The 16,594-nt window shown below is 49.7% G+C and carries 16 protein-coding genes, 1 rRNA gene and 1 pseudogene; 13 read left to right on the forward strand and 5 right to left on the reverse strand.

All coding sequences use genetic code 11. The features are described from left to right. Positions 1-227 precede the first annotated feature (227 nt). The 5 genes from rrf (at position 228) to tsaD (ending at position 3,282) form a co-directional block, all read left to right on the forward strand. Positions 228-344 (forward strand): 5S ribosomal RNA (gene rrf, locus ETC05_RS15980). 320 nt (positions 345-664) lie between these two features. Continuing rightward, on the forward strand, positions 665-1,123 hold the full coding sequence (gene tsaE / locus ETC05_RS15985; protein ID WP_171661415.1) for a tRNA (adenosine(37)-N6)-threonylcarbamoyltransferase complex ATPase subunit type 1 TsaE: 459 nt from the start codon (positions 665-667) through the stop codon (positions 1,121-1,123). Further along, the gene (tsaB, locus tag ETC05_RS15990; RefSeq protein WP_031406021.1) at positions 1,120-1,860 is read left to right on the forward strand and encodes a tRNA (adenosine(37)-N6)-threonylcarbamoyltransferase complex dimerization subunit type 1 TsaB; all 741 of its coding nucleotides are present in this window, start codon (positions 1,120-1,122) and stop codon (positions 1,858-1,860) included. Before tsaE ends, tsaB begins: the two co-directional genes overlap by 4 nt. After that, on the forward strand, positions 1,820-2,272 hold the full coding sequence (rimI, locus tag ETC05_RS15995) for a ribosomal protein S18-alanine N-acetyltransferase (protein ID WP_031406020.1): 453 nt from the start codon (positions 1,820-1,822) through the stop codon (positions 2,270-2,272). Before tsaB ends, rimI begins: the two co-directional genes overlap by 41 nt. Beyond that, positions 2,269-3,282: a tRNA (adenosine(37)-N6)-threonylcarbamoyltransferase complex transferase subunit TsaD gene (tsaD, locus tag ETC05_RS16000; protein WP_171661416.1), complete on the forward strand. Its 1,014-nt coding sequence runs from the start codon at positions 2,269-2,271 to the stop codon at positions 3,280-3,282. The genes rimI and tsaD overlap by 4 nt, the downstream gene beginning before the upstream one ends. A 335-nt stretch (positions 3,283-3,617) precedes the next feature. Here tsaD and abc-f read toward each other — a convergent pair whose 3' ends face one another. Beyond that, a complete protein-coding gene (gene abc-f / locus ETC05_RS16005) occupies positions 3,618-5,543 on the reverse strand; it encodes a ribosomal protection-like ABC-F family protein (protein ID WP_031406016.1) in 1,926 nt (641 codons plus the stop codon). A 97-nt stretch (positions 5,544-5,640) separates the two neighbouring features. On the opposite strand from abc-f, the gene moaC reads away from it, so the two are divergent. From moaC to tatC, 4 genes are read left to right on the forward strand one after another with little or no spacing between them, the layout of a single operon-like run. Further along, entirely contained in the window at positions 5,641-6,129 is a 489-nt protein-coding gene (gene moaC, locus ETC05_RS16010) for a cyclic pyranopterin monophosphate synthase MoaC (RefSeq protein WP_031406014.1), read from the forward strand. A gap of 15 nt (positions 6,130-6,144) precedes the next feature. Beyond that, entirely contained in the window at positions 6,145-6,786 is a 642-nt protein-coding gene (locus ETC05_RS16015; protein WP_031406012.1) for a redox-sensing transcriptional repressor Rex, read from the forward strand. Positions 6,787-6,803: 17 nt separating this feature from the next. Beyond that, positions 6,804-6,956 (forward strand): twin-arginine translocase TatA/TatE family subunit, encoded by a 153-nt coding sequence (gene tatA / locus ETC05_RS16020; protein WP_031406010.1) that lies wholly within the window; start codon positions 6,804-6,806, stop codon positions 6,954-6,956. Between the two features lie 20 nt (positions 6,957-6,976). Continuing rightward, complete coding sequence (tatC, locus tag ETC05_RS16025) at positions 6,977-7,720, forward strand: twin-arginine translocase subunit TatC (RefSeq protein ID WP_031406009.1); 744 nt, start codon at positions 6,977-6,979, stop codon at positions 7,718-7,720. A gap of 182 nt (positions 7,721-7,902) precedes the next feature. Here tatC and ETC05_RS16030 read toward each other — a convergent pair whose 3' ends face one another. Both ETC05_RS16030 and ETC05_RS16035 read right to left on the reverse strand, forming a co-directional pair. Further along, complete coding sequence (locus tag ETC05_RS16030) at positions 7,903-8,082, reverse strand: YdiK family protein (protein WP_031406007.1); 180 nt, start codon at positions 8,080-8,082, stop codon at positions 7,903-7,905. Next, positions 8,079-8,813 carry a CPBP family intramembrane glutamic endopeptidase gene (locus ETC05_RS16035; protein WP_031406004.1) on the reverse strand — a complete coding sequence of 245 codons (735 nt, stop codon included), beginning with the start codon at positions 8,811-8,813 and terminating at the stop codon, positions 8,079-8,081. Before ETC05_RS16035 ends, ETC05_RS16030 begins: the two co-directional genes overlap by 4 nt. Before the next feature lie 356 nt (positions 8,814-9,169). Between ETC05_RS16035 and groES the strand changes: the two genes are divergently transcribed. Then, a complete protein-coding gene (groES, locus tag ETC05_RS16040) occupies positions 9,170-9,454 on the forward strand; it encodes a co-chaperone GroES (RefSeq protein WP_013144057.1) in 285 nt (94 codons plus the stop codon). A gap of 106 nt (positions 9,455-9,560) precedes the next feature. Then, positions 9,561-11,177 carry a chaperonin GroEL gene (groL, locus tag ETC05_RS16045; protein WP_015373798.1) on the forward strand — a complete coding sequence of 539 codons (1,617 nt, stop codon included), beginning with the start codon at positions 9,561-9,563 and terminating at the stop codon, positions 11,175-11,177. Between the two features lie 75 nt (positions 11,178-11,252). Here the strand turns inward: groL and ETC05_RS16050 are convergent, their stop codons facing one another. Continuing rightward, on the reverse strand, positions 11,253-11,675 hold the full coding sequence (locus tag ETC05_RS16050; RefSeq protein ID WP_031405999.1) for a hypothetical protein: 423 nt from the start codon (positions 11,673-11,675) through the stop codon (positions 11,253-11,255). 119 nt (positions 11,676-11,794) lie between these two features. Here ETC05_RS16050 and fumC point away from each other — a divergent pair, with 119 nt between their 5' ends. Together fumC and ETC05_RS16060 are read left to right on the forward strand one after the other, a co-directional pair. Continuing rightward, positions 11,795-13,165 (forward strand): class II fumarate hydratase, encoded by a 1,371-nt coding sequence (gene fumC, locus ETC05_RS16055; RefSeq protein WP_031405996.1) that lies wholly within the window; start codon positions 11,795-11,797, stop codon positions 13,163-13,165. Between the two features lie 277 nt (positions 13,166-13,442). After that, positions 13,443-14,666 (forward strand): IS4 family transposase, encoded by a 1,224-nt coding sequence (locus ETC05_RS16060; RefSeq protein ID WP_171661417.1) that lies wholly within the window; start codon positions 13,443-13,445, stop codon positions 14,664-14,666. 320 nt (positions 14,667-14,986) lie between these two features. On the opposite strand, the pseudogene ETC05_RS16065 reads toward ETC05_RS16060, so the two are convergent. Next, positions 14,987-16,348 (reverse strand): annotated as a pseudogene (locus ETC05_RS16065) (IS4 family transposase). Positions 16,349-16,594: the final 246 nt, after the last annotated feature.

Genomic DNA, 16,594 nt, shown 5'->3' on the forward strand with positions numbered 1-16,594 from the left:
GCCGCGTTTCGCTCTCGAAGCCAAATGTTCTTCACCCGCAGGGGCGCTCGCGCCCCGAGGGGGAAGGTTATTTGGCAGAAGAGAGCTAGGCGCTGGAACTGGACAATAGAAAAGCGCAGGCGAGCGGCTTCTTCCGACGGTTATCTAGTTTTGAGGGAATGAACTATTTCGATTGACAAATCCAACAGGATGGATATAATAATAACTGTCCAAGATGATCATCATTGCCTAGTGGCTATGGCGGAGGGGAAACACCCGTTCCCATCCCGAACACGGAAGTTAAGCCCTCCAGCGCCGATGGTAGTTGGGGCCAGCGCCCCTGCAAGAGTAGGTCGCTGCTAGGCAGCTTCATTCACCAGGGAGTTTCGACACGCCTCATTCCCTTTTTTCTTTTTTGGGGCGATTTTAAGCAATTTATGTGCAGGACGGTCTGACGGCAAGCCAAAAAGGCTATGCGGGATCGTCCTTTTCATTTTTTGGAAGCTGTTTTCACCTTGGAAGTGGCGGCGGGGTGCTCAGATGTGATACAATTTCAACGAAAAATAAGCAGCAACGATTCCCCCCTCGCCTCTAAGCATCAGCGTAGCTGGGGAGGAATTGCCCCTTTTATTTTCTTACACGAAAAACGATCTATTTTATCAAACTTAGGATAAGGTGGAACGCAATGAAGCAAGTTGAACTTGTAGTGCATTCCCCCGAGGAAACGAAGGCAGTGGCTCGCCGACTTGCGGAACAGCTTGAGCCAGGAATGGTCATCGCTTTAGAGGGTGACCTCGGGTCGGGAAAGACGACGTTTACAAAGGGGCTGGCCGAAGGGTTGGGGGTGAGGAGCACAGTCAACAGCCCAACGTTTACCATTGTCAAGCAATATGAAGGGCGGTTGCCGCTTTATCATATGGACGTATATCGGCTCGAAGATGAATGGGAAGATCTCGGGTTCGAGGAATATTTTGATGGCGATGGTGTTACGGTTATTGAATGGGCGCATTTGATCGCCGGCCAGTTGCCTGAGGAACGGCTGACCGTTTCCTTGTTTCATCGAGGCGGCGATGAGCGGTTGCTTCGCTTTGAGCCGTCGGGGAAGCGTTATGAACAGTTGTGCAAGGAGATTTTTCCGTCATGAAAGTATTGGGAATTGATACATCGAATATGCCGCTTGGCATTGCCTTGGTAGATGGCGATATCGTGAAAGGGGAATACATCACCAATGTGAAAAAAGACCATTCAACTCGGGCGATGCCGGCCATCGAGTTGTTGCTTCGACGATGTGACGTTGCTCCGAAAGATCTCGATTTAATCGTTGTAGCGAAAGGGCCAGGGTCTTATACTGGGGTGCGGATTGGTGTGACGATTGCGAAAACGCTTGCCTGGTCACTTGGTATTCCGATCGCTGGGGTGTCAAGCCTTGAAGTGCTCGCAGCCAACGCCCGCTATTTCCCTGGGGTCATTGTTCCACTGTTTGATGCGCGGCGTGGACATATTTACACTGGGCTTTACCGCTATGAAGGGGGTGTGCTCCGCTGCCTTGAGGAGGACCAGATTGTGGCGGCTGATGATTGGGCGCGTCGGCTGAGCGAGCGGGAAGAGGATGTGTTGTTCATTGGTGCGGATGCACCGTTATATAGTGATTTGTTTCGAAGTCATTTAGGTGAACGGGCTCACGTGGCTCCTCCGTCTTTGGCGTTGCCGCGTCCGAGTGAGTTGGTGATGCTAGGCAAACAAAAAGAGCGCGAGAACGCCCATGTGTTTGTGCCTAACTACCTCCGCCTTGCGGAGGCGGAGGCGAAATGGCTCGCGAAACAAAAAGGGGAACAGAACGATGGGGGTCAATGTTCAATTTCGGCCAATGACCATTCATGACATTGATGAAGTCGTGCAAGTTGAGCAGGCATCGTTTACTGCGCCTTGGAGCCGTGAATCGTTTTACAACGAGCTCATGTACAACCGCTATGCCAAATATATCGTCATGGTGTACAACGGGCGGATCATCGGGTATGGTGGGATGTGGCTTGTCATCGATGAGGCGCATGTGACGAATGTAGCCGTATTGCCGCAGTTTCGAGGGCAAAAGCTTGGTGAGGCGCTCATGCGACGCTTGATGGACATGGCCAGGCAGCACGGGGCGGTGACGATGACGCTTGAGGTGCGCGTGTCCAATCATGTTGCCCAGTCGCTGTACCGAAAGCTTGGGTTTCACAACGGAGGCATTCGCAAACGGTATTATCCGGATAACTTTGAAGATGCGTTAGTCATGTGGGTGAAGCTGAGATGAATGAAGATGTATATGTATTAGGCATTGAAACGAGCTGCGATGAAACGGCGGCAGCCGTCGTGAAAAACGGAAGAGAGATTTTATCGAATGTAGTGGCGTCACAAATGGAAAGCCACCGGCGGTTTGGCGGCGTCGTGCCGGAAATTGCTTCTCGCCATCATGTGGAGCAAATTACGCTCGTTATTGAGGAAGCGATGGAGCAGGCTGGTGTATCGTTTGCGGACCTTGATGCGGTGGCGGTGACGGCCGGGCCGGGGCTTGTCGGGGCGCTCCTTGTCGGGGTGAACGCGGCGAAAGCGTTGGCGTTTGCCCATGGACTGCCGCTGATTGGAGTGCATCATATCGCCGGTCATATTTATGCCAATCAATTAGTGGCCGACATGAAGTTCCCACTGTTGGCGCTCGTCGTTTCCGGTGGCCATACGGAACTAGTGTACATGGAGAAGCATGGGGATTTTGCGGTGATTGGCGAAACGCGCGATGACGCTGCCGGTGAGGCGTATGACAAGGTGGCGCGGGCTTTAGGCCTTCCGTACCCAGGAGGACCGCACATCGATCGGCTGGCCCATGAGGGCGAGCCAGTGATGGATTTACCGCGAGCGTGGCTTGAGGAAGGTTCGTATGATTTCAGCTTCAGCGGCTTAAAATCGGCAGTGCTCAACGCGCTTCACAACGCAAAACAGCGCGGCGAGGAGATCGATCCGAGACAGATGGCCGCAAGCTTTCAGGCCAGCGTCGTGGATGTGCTGGTGACGAAGACGATACAGGCCGCTAAAGAATATCGCGTACGGCAAGTGTTGCTTGCCGGCGGAGTGGCGGCCAACCGCGGGCTGCGGAACGCACTGCAGGATAGAATGAAAGAGCTCCCCGATGTGGAGCTTCTCATCCCACCGTTATCGTTATGCACCGATAATGCGGCGATGATTGCCGCTGCGGGAACAGTGTTATACCAACAAGGAAAGCGGGCTGATTTGACGCTCAACGCCAATCCAAGCTTACCGCTTGTCTAGGCAGTTGAGCTGAAACGAGAAAGGCGCTGAAGGGCGATCCGTTTGCGACAGACAAATGGGCCGTCCTTTTTGTTTTAGCGTTACAATTTTGAGTGAAAAAAGTTTGTGTATATTTTTATCCACAAACCTGTGGACAATGTGGAAAAAGCGGTAAAACACTATCGGCATAAGAAAAACAATACACAGCGATTTTTGTGTAAAAGGAAGGTGTTGTTTGTGGATAGTGTGGAAAAGTTGGTGAATAACTTATATTCCATGGTGGGAATTGTGGATTCTTTTGTGGATAATGTGACTAACTAAAGAACAACCCGCCGAAACCAGAGGCGGGTTGCTGGTTATAGTGAAGTATAAAGCTGTTCCCATTCGGCCAATAACGTTTCGATTCGCTGCTTCCGCTTTTCGTTTTCTTGCGTCAATCGTTGTATCGCTTCATAGTCGCCGTAAACGGATGGATCACAAAGTTGCTGCTCGATCTCAGCAATTTGTGCTTCCAGCGTTGTAATCTCGGCTTCGATTTCATCTAAGCGGCGTTGGCGTTGGCGCCGCCGTTTTTTCTCCTCTTTTTCTTGCTCGTACGTCGTTTTGGCCGAATCACTTGCCGTTTCTGCCGGGCGGACATTCAGGAGAGCCAGTTCGCGCATTTCTTCTTTTTTGGCGATGTAGTAATCATAGTCGCCTAAGTATTCAGTTAGGCCTCCGTTGGAAAGTTCAAACACCTTTGTTGCGATTCGGTTGATGAAATAGCGGTCATGGGAAACGAACAAAATCGTTCCCGGGTAGTCGATGAGCGCTTGCTCGAGCACTTCTTTGCTGTCGAGGTCGAGATGGTTGGTCGGTTCGTCCAAAAGAAGGACATTTGCTTTTTGCAGCATCAGCTTGGCGAGCGCTAGGCGTGCTTTCTCCCCACCGCTTAAAGCGGAGACCGGTTTTAAGACGTCATCACCAGAAAATAAGAAGTTGCCGAGCACACTGCGAATTTCTTTTTCCGTCTTCTCGGGGTAGGCGTCCCACAGCTCGTCAAGCACCCGTTTGTTCGATGACAAATCAGCTTGGTCTTGATCGTAATAGCCGATTTGGACGTTTGCGCCGTAGCGGAGCTCCCCCGCTTGGATAGGGAGTTTTCGGGCGATCGCCTTCAACAACGTCGACTTGCCGATGCCATTCGGCCCGACTAGGGCGACGCTTTCGCCGCGCGTAATGCGGAAGCTGATTTGGCGAATGATGGGGGCACCTTCCCCATAGCCAACGGCTATGTTTTCAGCGGTGAGCACTTCATAGCCGCTCGGCCGATTGATCGAGAACGAAAAGGAGGCTGATTTTTCATCGCTGACAGGCCGTTCGAGCCGTTCTATTTTTTCCAGTTGCTTTCGCCGGCTTTGTGCCCGCTTGGCTGTTGAGGCACGGGCGATGTTGCGTTGGATGAAGTCTTGGAGTCGGGCGATTTCTTCCTGCTGTCTTTCGTACCGTTTTAACTCTTGTTCGTATTGCTCGGCCCGCAACTCCAAATAGCGGCTGTAGTTGCCGGCATAGTGTTTGAGCGTGGCATTGGACAGTTCGTATACGTCGGTGACGATTTTGTCTAAAAAGTAGCGGTCGTGGGAAACAACCAGGACGGCACCAGGATAGGCTTGCAAGTACTGCTCCAGCCAGGTGAGCGTCTCAAGATCCAAATGATTCGTCGGCTCGTCCAAAATCAATAAATCCGGCTTGGACAACAGCAATTTCCCAAGGGCAAGACGCGTCCGCTGTCCGCCGCTTAACGACGAGATCGGCGTTGTTTTATAATCATATGAGGAAAACTGCAGCCCGTGCAAAACAGAGCGAATGTCAGCTTCGTATTGGTAGCCGCCTTGTTCTTTATATTGTTCTTGCAGTTCGTCATACATTTTCAGTGTTTTTTCATAGCGAGCTGAATCGGCGAGTACGTCCGGGTCGCCGAGTTGCATGCTGAGTTCGGCAAGCTGTCTTTCGAGTCCTAGGAGCGGGGTGAATACCTCAAGCATTTCGTCCCAAATGGAACGCGGCGAGTTGAGCCCACTGTTTTGCGCCAAATAGCCGATTTTGATATGGTTTGGTTTGAGGATTTTGCCGCTGTCGAAAGGAAGTTTGCCGGCGATGATTTTCAACAATGTCGATTTCCCTGCTCCGTTGCGGCCGACAAGGGCAATTCGGTCACGGGACTGTATTTCTAGTTTTATATTCGATAAAATAAGGTCAGCACCGAAATATTTTGTGAGTCCGTGCACTTGCAAAATGATCATGTCATTTCACCTCGCGAATAGTTTAACGTAAGTCGCGAAAACGGTCAAAGACGAATGATGAAAAATCGTGTATAGTGTATAAATGGAGGAGATGGTATTGTCATCGTTCACTCATTTCAATGAACAAGGGCGCGCAAAAATGGTTGATATTACGCACAAAGAAGATACTGTGCGAGTGGCTGTGGCGCAAACGAGCGTGACTGTCAGCCGGGAAATTTACGAAAAAATGACGAGCAATGCAATCGAGAAAGGGGATGTACTTGCCGTCGCTCAAGTGGCGGGGGTGATGGCGGCAAAGAAGACCGCCGATCTTATTCCAATGTGTCACCCGCTTATGTTAAAGGGTGTGGACATTGCTTTTGCTTGGGAAAACGATGGGGAAGAGCATAAACTCGTCATCACTGCAACGGTGAAAACGAAAGGGAGCACAGGAGTGGAAATGGAAGCGCTGACGGCTGCTTCGGTTTGTGCACTGACGGTGTACGATATGTGCAAGGCGTTTGATAAAGGAATGGTCATCGGTCCGACGTATTTGGTCGAAAAAACGGGCGGGAAGTCCGGCCATTACCGACGGAAAACCGATTAGCTAGGGGATGAGACCATGAGCAATGAACAACCAAAAATTCCGCAGGCAACCGCCAAACGGCTGCCGCTTTACTACCGGTTTTTGAAAAACTTGCATGCTTCTGGGAAACAGCGCGTCTCCTCTGCCGAGCTTAGCGAGGCAGTGAAGGTCGATCCAGCGACGATACGCCGCGATTTTTCCTATTTTGGCGCCCTTGGCAAGAAAGGGTATGGATATAATGTCAATTATTTGTTGTCGTTTTTCCGCCGGACGCTTGAAGAGGATGAGGTGACCGAAGTCGCCTTGTTCGGCGTCGGCAATTTAGGCACGGCCTTTTTAAACTATAATTTTTCGAAAAACAACAATACAAAAATCGTGATGGCCTTTGATGTTGATGAGCGGAAAGTAGGGACGACAGTCGGCGGGGTGCCGGTCTACCATCTCGATGAGCTGGAGAAGCGGCTTCATGAAAACATCCCAGTGGCCATTTTAACGGTGCCCGCCGCCGCGGCCCAAGCGCTGACCGATCGCCTTGTCGCGCAAGGAATTAAAGGCATTTTAAACTTTACTCCGGCGCGGTTGAACGTGCCGAATCATATTCGCGTCCATCATATCGATTTAGCCATTGAGCTGCAGTCGCTCGTCTATTTTTTGAAAAACTATCCATCGCCATCGTAAAAAGGAGAGAACAACACATGAAATATTTATTGCTCGTTCTTGTTATTTTGTTGCTGTTTGGCACGAAAAAGCTGCCGGAATTAGGGCGGTCGTTCGGCCAATCGCTTCGCGAGTTTAAAGATGCCACAAAAGGGCTTGCTGATGACGAAGAAACGAAAACTGACCGATGACAAGACAGGATGGGGAAACAATGAATGACAAAGAAATGTCGGTGTATGAGCATCTGGGCGAACTGCGGAAACGGCTCATCATCGTTCTTGTCTTTTTTGCTGTGGCGCTTGTCGCTAGTTTCTTTTTTGTTGATGACGTCATTTTGTATTTGCAACGAACGGCTGAGGCGAAGCATTTGACCATGAACGCCTTTCGTCTTACCGATCCGATTAAAGTGTATTTTCAGTTTGCTTTTGTCATCGCCGCCGTGTTGACCTCTCCGGTGTCGCTGTATCAAATTTGGGCGTTTGTCAGCCCTGGACTTTACGAAAAAGAGCGGAGAGTGACACTGAGCTATATCCCGGCGTCGATCGTTCTTTTTTTAGCAGGCGTCAGCTTCGCTTATTTCGTTTTGTTTCCGTTTGTCGTTCGATTTATGAGCCAGCTGGCTGACCAACTAGGAGTTCAGCAAATGATCGGCATTAATGAATATTTTCAGTTCTTGCTTCAGCTTGTGCTGCCGTTTGGCATCGTGTTTCAGCTTCCGATTGTTGTGCTGTTTTTCACCCGCTTAGGGCTTATTACGCCACAGCTTCTTGTTCGCATCCGCAGGCATGCGTATTTGGCGCTCCTTATTTTGGCGGCGATCATTACGCCGCCGGATGTGTTATCGCAGATAATCGTCATGATCCCGCTCGCCATTTTGTATGAAGGAAGCATTTGGGTGGCGCGCATCGGCTATCGGAAAGCGCAACGAGCAGCCGAGCAGGAAGGCAATGGGTGAGGCGGGACGAAAAAACATTGAGAGGAAAGCAAGGCCGGACCAAATGAAGGGGCTGTCTCAAAAGCCGCAAAACAAGGCTTTGAGGTTGGCCTCTTGTTTTTTTTCGTTTCCATTTTCACGATATGACCGCCGTCATGAGATTGATGTTCTGGCCCCCTCCCATGCGAATCACGGGAAGGGGATCAGTGTTTTGAGGCGAAAAGAAGGCGAAGGGCGGTGCCGAAATCAAAGGCAGCGAGCGCCGCCAAAGCGATGGTGGAGACGTTCCAAATCGTTTCATGAGCACTTTCAATGGCCAAATACGTAAACAGCGAGCCTAAGATGAAATACGGCAGCGAAAACAGCCGAGGGTGTCGCATCATAGCCAAACCCTCCAAACGGCGAGCGGCAGCTCGGACTGTTGCATCATTTTCTCAATCTCGTCAGCCAACAGCGTCTGCAAGGCGACGACCAACGTATTCATGGCCACATGGGCGAAAATCGGTACGAAAATGCGTCCGGTTTTTGCGTATAAAAACGCGAAGACCATCCCCATGGATGTATACAGAAGCAAATGTTCCGGCTCCATATGGACAATGGCAAACAAAAGCGAACTGACAAGCGCAGCGAGCCAAAAGTTGTATTTTTCATAAAGCGAGCCGAAAATGATTTTGCGGAAAATGATCTCTTCTAAAATCGGCCCAATAATGGACGTGACGACAACCAACAGCGGCGTCAGGCGGATGATATCGATGATTTGCCTTGTATTTTCCGACCCTGGTTTGATGCCGAGCAGGCGCCATTCGATGTTGGCGGCGATGCTTTGCGCCGTGAGCGCCAAAAAGACGCCCAAGACGGCCCACGCCCACGAGGAAGCGAGCGGCAGCCGCCGCATCATTCGTTCGTCGCGGTCACCGCGAAGGAGCCATAGGATAATGACAAAAGCGAGCAGGAAACTGATGATCGCCCAATACCCAGAAGCCAGTTTGGCGGCTTCGAGGCGGCTTTCTGCTCCTTGGCCGACGCCGAGGGCGCGAAGAAACGGCACGCCGACAAAGGCTGACAGTTGCATGACGATATACGTGATGATGACGTACCAATGGTTGCGTTTCAAATCCTCTACCCCTTTTATTTCAAATTATATCCGTATTGTAGCACATATATGGCGAAAATAGTAAGAAAACTGCGTTCTTGCGTCCCACCTCACCGCCGTAAAAAATTAACCGGAGCCGTTTATCAGTTCGGGGAATGTGAAATAATGAAAACGAGCTCCGCGCGGATAGGGAGTAGAGGCAAAACAGCCGGCTCCTTTTGCTCTTTCTTCTTTAGGAGAGAAAAACAGTTATTTTTTTTTGCATTTCCTACTTGCAAAACCGAAAGAAGTTCATTAATATTATAAGTGTGTTAGCACTCAATAATGATGAGTGCTAATAAGAACGGCGAAAACTATCGTTAAGGAGGTTGTTCCCCGTGTTGAAGCCATTAGGCGATCGTATTGTCATTGAAGTCGTGGAAACAGAAGAAAAAACGGCTAGCGGCATCGTATTGCCGGATACGGCGAAAGAAAAACCGCAAGAAGGCCGCGTTGTTGCTGTCGGTGCAGGCCGCGTGCTCGATAACGGCCAACGCATCGCGCCGGAAGTCGAAGTCGGCGACCGCATCATCTTCTCGAAATATGCCGGCACAGAAGTGAAATACGACGGCAAAGAATACTTGATCTTGCGCGAAAGCGATATTTTAGCTGTCATCCGCTAATATATATGTGTTCATGACATAAACATTCCGAAAACATACGGGGTACTTAATCGAATACTTAACTTGTGGCACGCAGTCCAACAATTTCATAAGGAGGTAACGGGGTATGGCAAAACAAATCAAGTTCAGCGAAGAAGCGCGCCGTGCGATGTTGCGCGGGGTGGACAAACTCGCAGACGCAGTGAAAGTCACGTTAGGTCCGAAAGGCCGCAACGTCGTATTGGAGAAAAAATTTGGATCGCCGCTCATCACGAATGACGGGGTAACGATCGCGAAAGAAATCGAACTCGAAGACCCGTTTGAAAATATGGGCGCGAAACTGGTCGCTGAAGTCGCCAGCAAAACGAACGACATCGCTGGGGACGGTACAACAACCGCTACGGTATTGGCTCAAGCGATGATCCGCGAAGGGCTGAAAAACGTGGCTGCTGGTGCGAACCCGATGGGCATCCGCCGCGGGATTGAAAAAGCGGTTGCTGTTGCCGTTGAAGAATTAAAAGCCATCTCCAAACCGATCAAAGGAAAAGAATCGATCGCCCAAGTGGCTGCGATTTCGGCTGCTGACGAAGAAGTCGGCCAATTGATCGCTGAAGCGATGGAACGCGTTGGCAACGACGGTGTCATCACGCTTGAAGAATCGAAAGGCTTCACGACGGAACTCGACGTTGTCGAAGGGATGCAATTCGACCGCGGTTACGTTTCGCCGTACATGATTACAGATACGGAAAAAATGGAAGCTGTTCTCGAAAATCCGTACATCTTGATTACGGACAAAAAAGTATCGAGCATCCAAGAGTTGCTGCCGGTTCTTGAACAAGTGGTCCAACAAGGCCGTCCGCTCTTGATCATCGCGGAAGATGTCGAAGGCGAAGCGCTCGCGACGCTTGTTGTCAACAAACTGCGCGGCACGTTCAATGCCGTTGCCGTCAAAGCGCCTGGCTTCGGCGATCGCCGCAAAGCGATGCTCGAAGATATTGCGATTTTGACGGGCGGCGAAGTCATTTCGGAAGAGCTTGGCCGCGAACTGAAATCGACAACGATCGCTTCGCTTGGCCGTGCGTCGAAAGTGGTCGTAACGAAAGAAACGACGACGATTGTCGAAGGCGCTGGCGATTCGGAGCGCATCAAAGCACGCATCAACCAAATCCGTGCGCAGCTTGAAGAAACAACGTCCGAATTCGACCGCGAAAAACTGCAAGAACGCTTGGCGAAATTGGCTGGCGGTGTAGCGGTCATCAAAGTTGGTGCGGCAACCGAAACAGAATTGAAAGAACGCAAACTGCGCATCGAAGACGCGCTCAACTCGACTCGTGCGGCTGTTGAAGAAGGCATTGTCGCCGGCGGTGGTACGGCATTGATGAACATCTACAACAAAGTCGCGGCTATCGAGGCGGAAGGCGATGAAGCAACCGGCGTGAAAATCGTATTGCGCGCGATCGAAGAACCGGTTCGTCAAATCGCGCAAAACGCTGGTCTGGAAGGCTCGATCATCGTTGAGCGTCTGAAAAACGAAAAACCGGGCATCGGCTTCAACGCCGCAACGGGTGAATGGGTCGACATGATCGAAGCTGGTATCGTGGACCCGACGAAAGTCACTCGCTCGGCGCTGCAAAACGCTGCTTCTGTCGCTGCCATGGTCTTGACGACCGAAGCGGTTGTCGCCGACAAACCGGAAGAAAACAAAGGCAACAACAACATGCCGGACATGGGCGGCATGATGTAATCAGCGCCTCCCATCCGTTGGAACACTGGGGTTTTCCCCGGTGTTCTTTTTGTTTTGACGATGAAAATGACCACGCTATGGAATGCGGATCAAGCACGCATAAATCGCCTCCCCCTCTTTCCAAGCAGCGCGAATGACGTAGATGTACGAACCTGGTTGTTTGGGCAGCGTGATCGTTCCATTTTGCACCGGTTTCCAGTCGGCATCCTCGCCGTTCCATACGCCGGCTTCGAGCATGAATGGGCGGTAGTCAAACTGGATGCGAAGTTTTGCACCCGAAGCGACGGGATGAGGCTTGAGTTCTCTGACGAGCAGCGGTGGGGCGGCGGCATCGGCAACAACTCCGCGCCGGCCTGTCGACCACGTATAAGTCCCGAGCCGGTGGTCGACCGTTTCACCGTTGACGGTCAACGTTAATGCAGGCGGCTTGATATCACCGAATGAACAGCCGGAAAGCCATAGAAGCAAACTAAGAAGCGGGGCCCATCGTTTCTTCATTGTCGAACCATTCCCCCTTTTTGAATATAGACGTCTTTTTAGCCGCTTCGTTGCGTTGATCCGCCTGAAAATGGGAATAAAAATGTAATGGGGATGTCGATGCAAAGGAGGATAACGCAATGAACGAACGAATCGAACGCGACTCGCTCGGCGAAGTGCGAGTGCCGGCCGATAAATACTGGGGAGCGCAGACGGAACGGAGCCGGCAAAACTTCCGGATCGGCAAGGAAACGATGCCGCTGGAACTCATTTATGCCTATGCCGAGCTGAAAAAAGCCGCGGCCATCGTCAACGAGCAAGCCGGGAAGCTGAGTGAAGCGAAAAGACAGGCGATTGTGACCGCGTGCGATGAAATTTTGGCCGGCCGGTGGGATGCGCATTTTCCGCTTGTCGTTTGGCAGACGGGAAGCGGGACGCAGACGAATATGAACGTCAATGAAGTGGTGGCGAGACGGGCCAACGAGCTGCTCCGTGACGGCGAGGGACGCATTCACCCGAACGATGATGTGAATATGTCACAAAGCTCCAATGATACGTTTCCAACGGTCATGCATATGGCGGTGTATGTGAAAATTCACAAGCATTTGCTGCCGGCGCTGGATGGATTGATCGGCACGTTCGCAGCGAAGGAGCGGCAATATGCGAAGACGATCAAAATCGGACGCACCCACTTGCAAGATGCGACGCCGCTCACATTCGGACAAGAGATTTCCGGGTGGCGGACGATGCTGGAGAAAAGCAAAATGATGATCAGCGAAGCGGCCGACAAGCTGCTCGATTTGGCGATCGGCGGCACGGCGGTCGGCACGGGGATCAATGCGCCGCCAGCGTTTGGCGAACAAGTCGCCAAACAGCTGCACGCCCAAACCGGCTACCCGTTCCGCTCTGCTGCCAACAAATTTCACGCGCTGACCAGCCATGACGAGATCGTTTACGTTCACGGGGCGTTGAAGGCGCTCGCCGCCGATCTGATGAAAATCGCTAACGATATTCGTTGGCTGGCGAGCGGACCGCGCTCTGGGCTCGGGGAGATCACGATTCCAGCCAATGAACCTGGGAGCTCCATCATGCCGGGCAAAGTGAATCCGACGCAAAGCGAAGCGATGACGATGGTGGCCGTGCAAGTGTTTGGCAATGATGCGGCAATTGGTTTTGCGGCAAGCCAAGGCAATTTTCAATTAAACGTGTTCAAACCGGTCATCGCCTATAACGCCATTCAGTCCGTGCAGCTGCTTGGCGATGCTATTCGCTCATTTGATGAGCGATGCGCCCAAGGGTTGGAGGCGAACGAAACGAAAATGAAAGAGTACGTGGACCGCTCGCTGATGCTCGTGACAGCGTTAAGCCCGCATATCGGCTATGACAAAGCCGCAGAAATCGCCAAGCTTGCGCACCGCGAAGGATTGACGCTGAAAGAAGCGGCCTTGAAAACCGGGTATGTGACAGCCGAGCAGTACGAAGAATGGGTAAGGCCGGAGAAGATGATTTAGTAGCTCAAAACGCCGGAAGCGAACAGGCGGCCAAAAAACGGGGCTGCTCCAAAAGGTCGTCTGTCTTTCAAGATAAACACAACATATGACACGATCAGTCAGTGCATATATATAGCGGTGGAAGAGGGTGTTCCCATCCACTAGCGTTGCACAGCTTACAAAATTAGTAAATAAAGTGTGATATAAAAAAACGTTTATGCAAAAGAAAAAAACTCCTATTGTAGAAGTGTTGGCTTGTTTGTCCCAAAAACAAGTCTTCTACAAAGGAGTTTTTTCAATGAATAAGAACAATATAATTCATCAAAGCGTCATTCGTCAATGTTTATCTTTATTGCCGACCGAAAAGTTTTCTTGTCCACTTCTCAACTATGATCAAAAAAAATTAACAGCGGATTCCCTTATAAAAATTTTTGTCGCAGCTCAACTGGGAAAATGGGAATCCTATGCGGATATCGAGGAAAAACTACGGGCTGACAAAGAATTGTTGAAGAGTCTGAATCTAGAGAGTATTAGTGGGTCTCAATTAAGTCGAAGGATTAATGAATTACCTACCGAATGGGTACAATATCTCTTTTTTCAGGTAGTTGGCCAGATTCGAGAGCGAACGAAACCGTTAGCAGGGTTACCAAAAGGAATCGGTCGATTAGCCATTGTCGACTCCACCTATCTTAGGCTCCCTGAACAACTATCCAATTGGGCGTATGTAACGAAAGGATTAACCCATGTAAAAATGCATACTCGATTCGTGGTGGCTTCACCGGATACCGTCTTTCCTGATCGAATTCTCCCGTCCACTGGCAATGTGACGGATTTTGAAGGAGCCGATGTATTAGTAGAAGAGTGCGATGCGACCTATGTCATGGATCGAGGGTTTGCTTGTCATAAACGAATGAATCGATGGGCGAAGGAAGAAATCTCGTTCATTGTGCGAATCAAAGAAAGGCAACAGGTGATGTATCTAGAGAGAACACTTCTGAATCATCCTCAGATTCGCTTAGATGCCGTGGTAAAGATCGGTGTTACATCGAATGAAAAACTGTATCCTGTTCGTCTCGTTGAATATTGGGATGAACAGGGACATCTATACCGAATTGTGACCAATCGTTTTGATTTAAGCCCTGAACAAATCATGGATATTTATCGACATCGTTGGGCGATTGAAATTTTCTTTAAATGGGTGAAACAGCATTTACGAACAACGAAAATCTGGAGCACGAAGCCTCAAGGAATCTGGAATCAAATGTTTCTTGCATTGATTGCTTATGGATTAACATTGCTCGTCAAACTGATGACCCAAACGAAAAAAACGATGAGGGAAGTATTACGGTTAATTCGAACGTATTTCCAAAAACCTTGGAAAGAATTTTGGGATGAACTTCATCGAAGGGGGACAAGGACATCAAAGGGACGGCAGAAAATACCGAAAAAAGAAAAAGCCGATTTGATTTTTGCGGATACGGTAGCGATGATTAAGCCGAAGAAGGACAAGAAGAAAAGCTAAAAGGAATCAGAAAAGGATAAATAATGGTAATATGGAAATATAAGGGACAAAAAGCGAACTTTAGTTGGAGGTTGCCTTTTTGTCCCTTCGTAAAAGTAAATTTATAGTTAAACAGTAAATTTAAAACATATATGCAATGCTAGTGGTTCCCATCCTGTGGGGACATCCTCATAGCCATCAAGTGAAGCCTTGGAGCGGGTAAGCTCCAAGGCTTCACTCTTCATCTTTGGAGGCTGTGACCGTGAGAATATAGAAAGATAGGCATGCCAAATACACCCTCCCTATAGAAGGTTTTTTTCATGGTATGAGACGGGAATTCCTTACGACACCGGCATGATGACCAAACTCTCGATAATGTCTAAAGCGCTCTTTTTTGTATAACGCCTTGATTTTTTTCCGTGTTGAGCAATGATGTCACACAGTTTGAAAAGGAGCTGGGCAGCTAGCGTCTCAGAACACCATAAGGCTTGAAATAAATCCATCCCCCACTCCTTGATCATACTCATCGCCTTATATTCGCTCAATTCCTTTTTCTGTTTTCGATAGAGCCATTCTCGCATGGCAAACATGACCGTAGAGCTGATCAATAAGGCAATCAACGTTCCATACAAGTGGCACTGAAAGCGAGTCCCTTTCATCGGTTTGAATCGATGAATGTGAAACAGGGATTTCCATGTTTTAAATATCACCTCAATTTGCCAGCGAAGAGAATACAGCGTATGAATGTCGTGCAAGGAGGTATAAATCGCTGGAATATTGGTGATATATACATATATTGGGTGGGGACGTCGCGTCACGTACGCGGCCCCTTTTTGTTTTTCCTTCTGTTTCCATTGTCCTTCCTTCTGTCGCTCCTGTTCTTCGGTCAGCCGATACACAATGAGCCGCGGTTGATGAACTTTCTTTCCACTGACATACGCATCTTCCAGTTCCATGGTTTCTCCGGGTTGCAGCATCGCAAGGAAATCCTCTGGTTCCCATTTTCGAAATTGGTCTCCTTCTTTTTGGTAAATCCCTACATTGTGTTTGAGCCGTGAAATGTAAAAGGCTCCGGCGTCATGAATCGCTTGCAATCCCTCAAGCGAAAAATAGCCTAAGTCTTTCAAACAAAGGTCTCCTTCTTGAATGGTCGATCGAAGGGACGCTCCGTAGGCGGCGTCATGATGACGAGCATCCCCGACGTCCACATGGAGAAACTTCCCTTCTAGACATTCATATTCTAACTGAATTTTCACCCCAGGCCCCGTACATCCCTCGTAAATCCCTTGGATCTCTGGAGGCAGTTGAAACGACGTGGAATCGAGAATGCGAATCCGGCGAAACAGCGAATGTCTTTGACACACGTGACGGGCCTCCTGCGTCTGATGAATAAGCAGTTTTTCGAACACCGCTTTGAGGAAACTCACTGCTTTTTCATTAAACCGTTGATTGAGTCCTTCCGCACTCAGAGAGGTGTTTTGCTTGAGAGCTAGAGCACTGCAGAGCTGCACCAATGATTTTTGACCACCTTCTTCCTGGAGAAATGTGCAAAGTGCCACGAAATCATGGGCGCGTCATTTCCCCTTTCGTTGAATAAATTGATGATCTCGGGCCATCTGTTCCAGTTCTTCGCACGATAACACGCTTCGCAACCCCTCTAAAAAACAATGCCATTCCTCTTGGAGAGATAAGGACGTCTTCAAAAAAACCACCCTTTCTAAGACATGATGAAGTCTTCAAAAGGATGGTCAAATGAGGCATAGATTTATTCCTGTTTTCTTAACTTGATGGCTATGGGGGGACCCTCTGCTACGAGAACTCCGAAACGCGCTGCCGAGTTGATCCTCCGGTTAGCGACGATAGGATAGGAAGGATCTCGTGGAGGGGTTCTTCAGGGATGACAAACCAATCGAAAAGATTCTTCACCTTCACCTAGATTAAATTACGAG

Origin of the sequence: Geobacillus sp. BMUD, from assembly GCF_013096845.1 — a bacterium.
Classification (GTDB): domain Bacteria; phylum Bacillota; class Bacilli; order Bacillales; family Anoxybacillaceae; genus Geobacillus; species Geobacillus vulcani.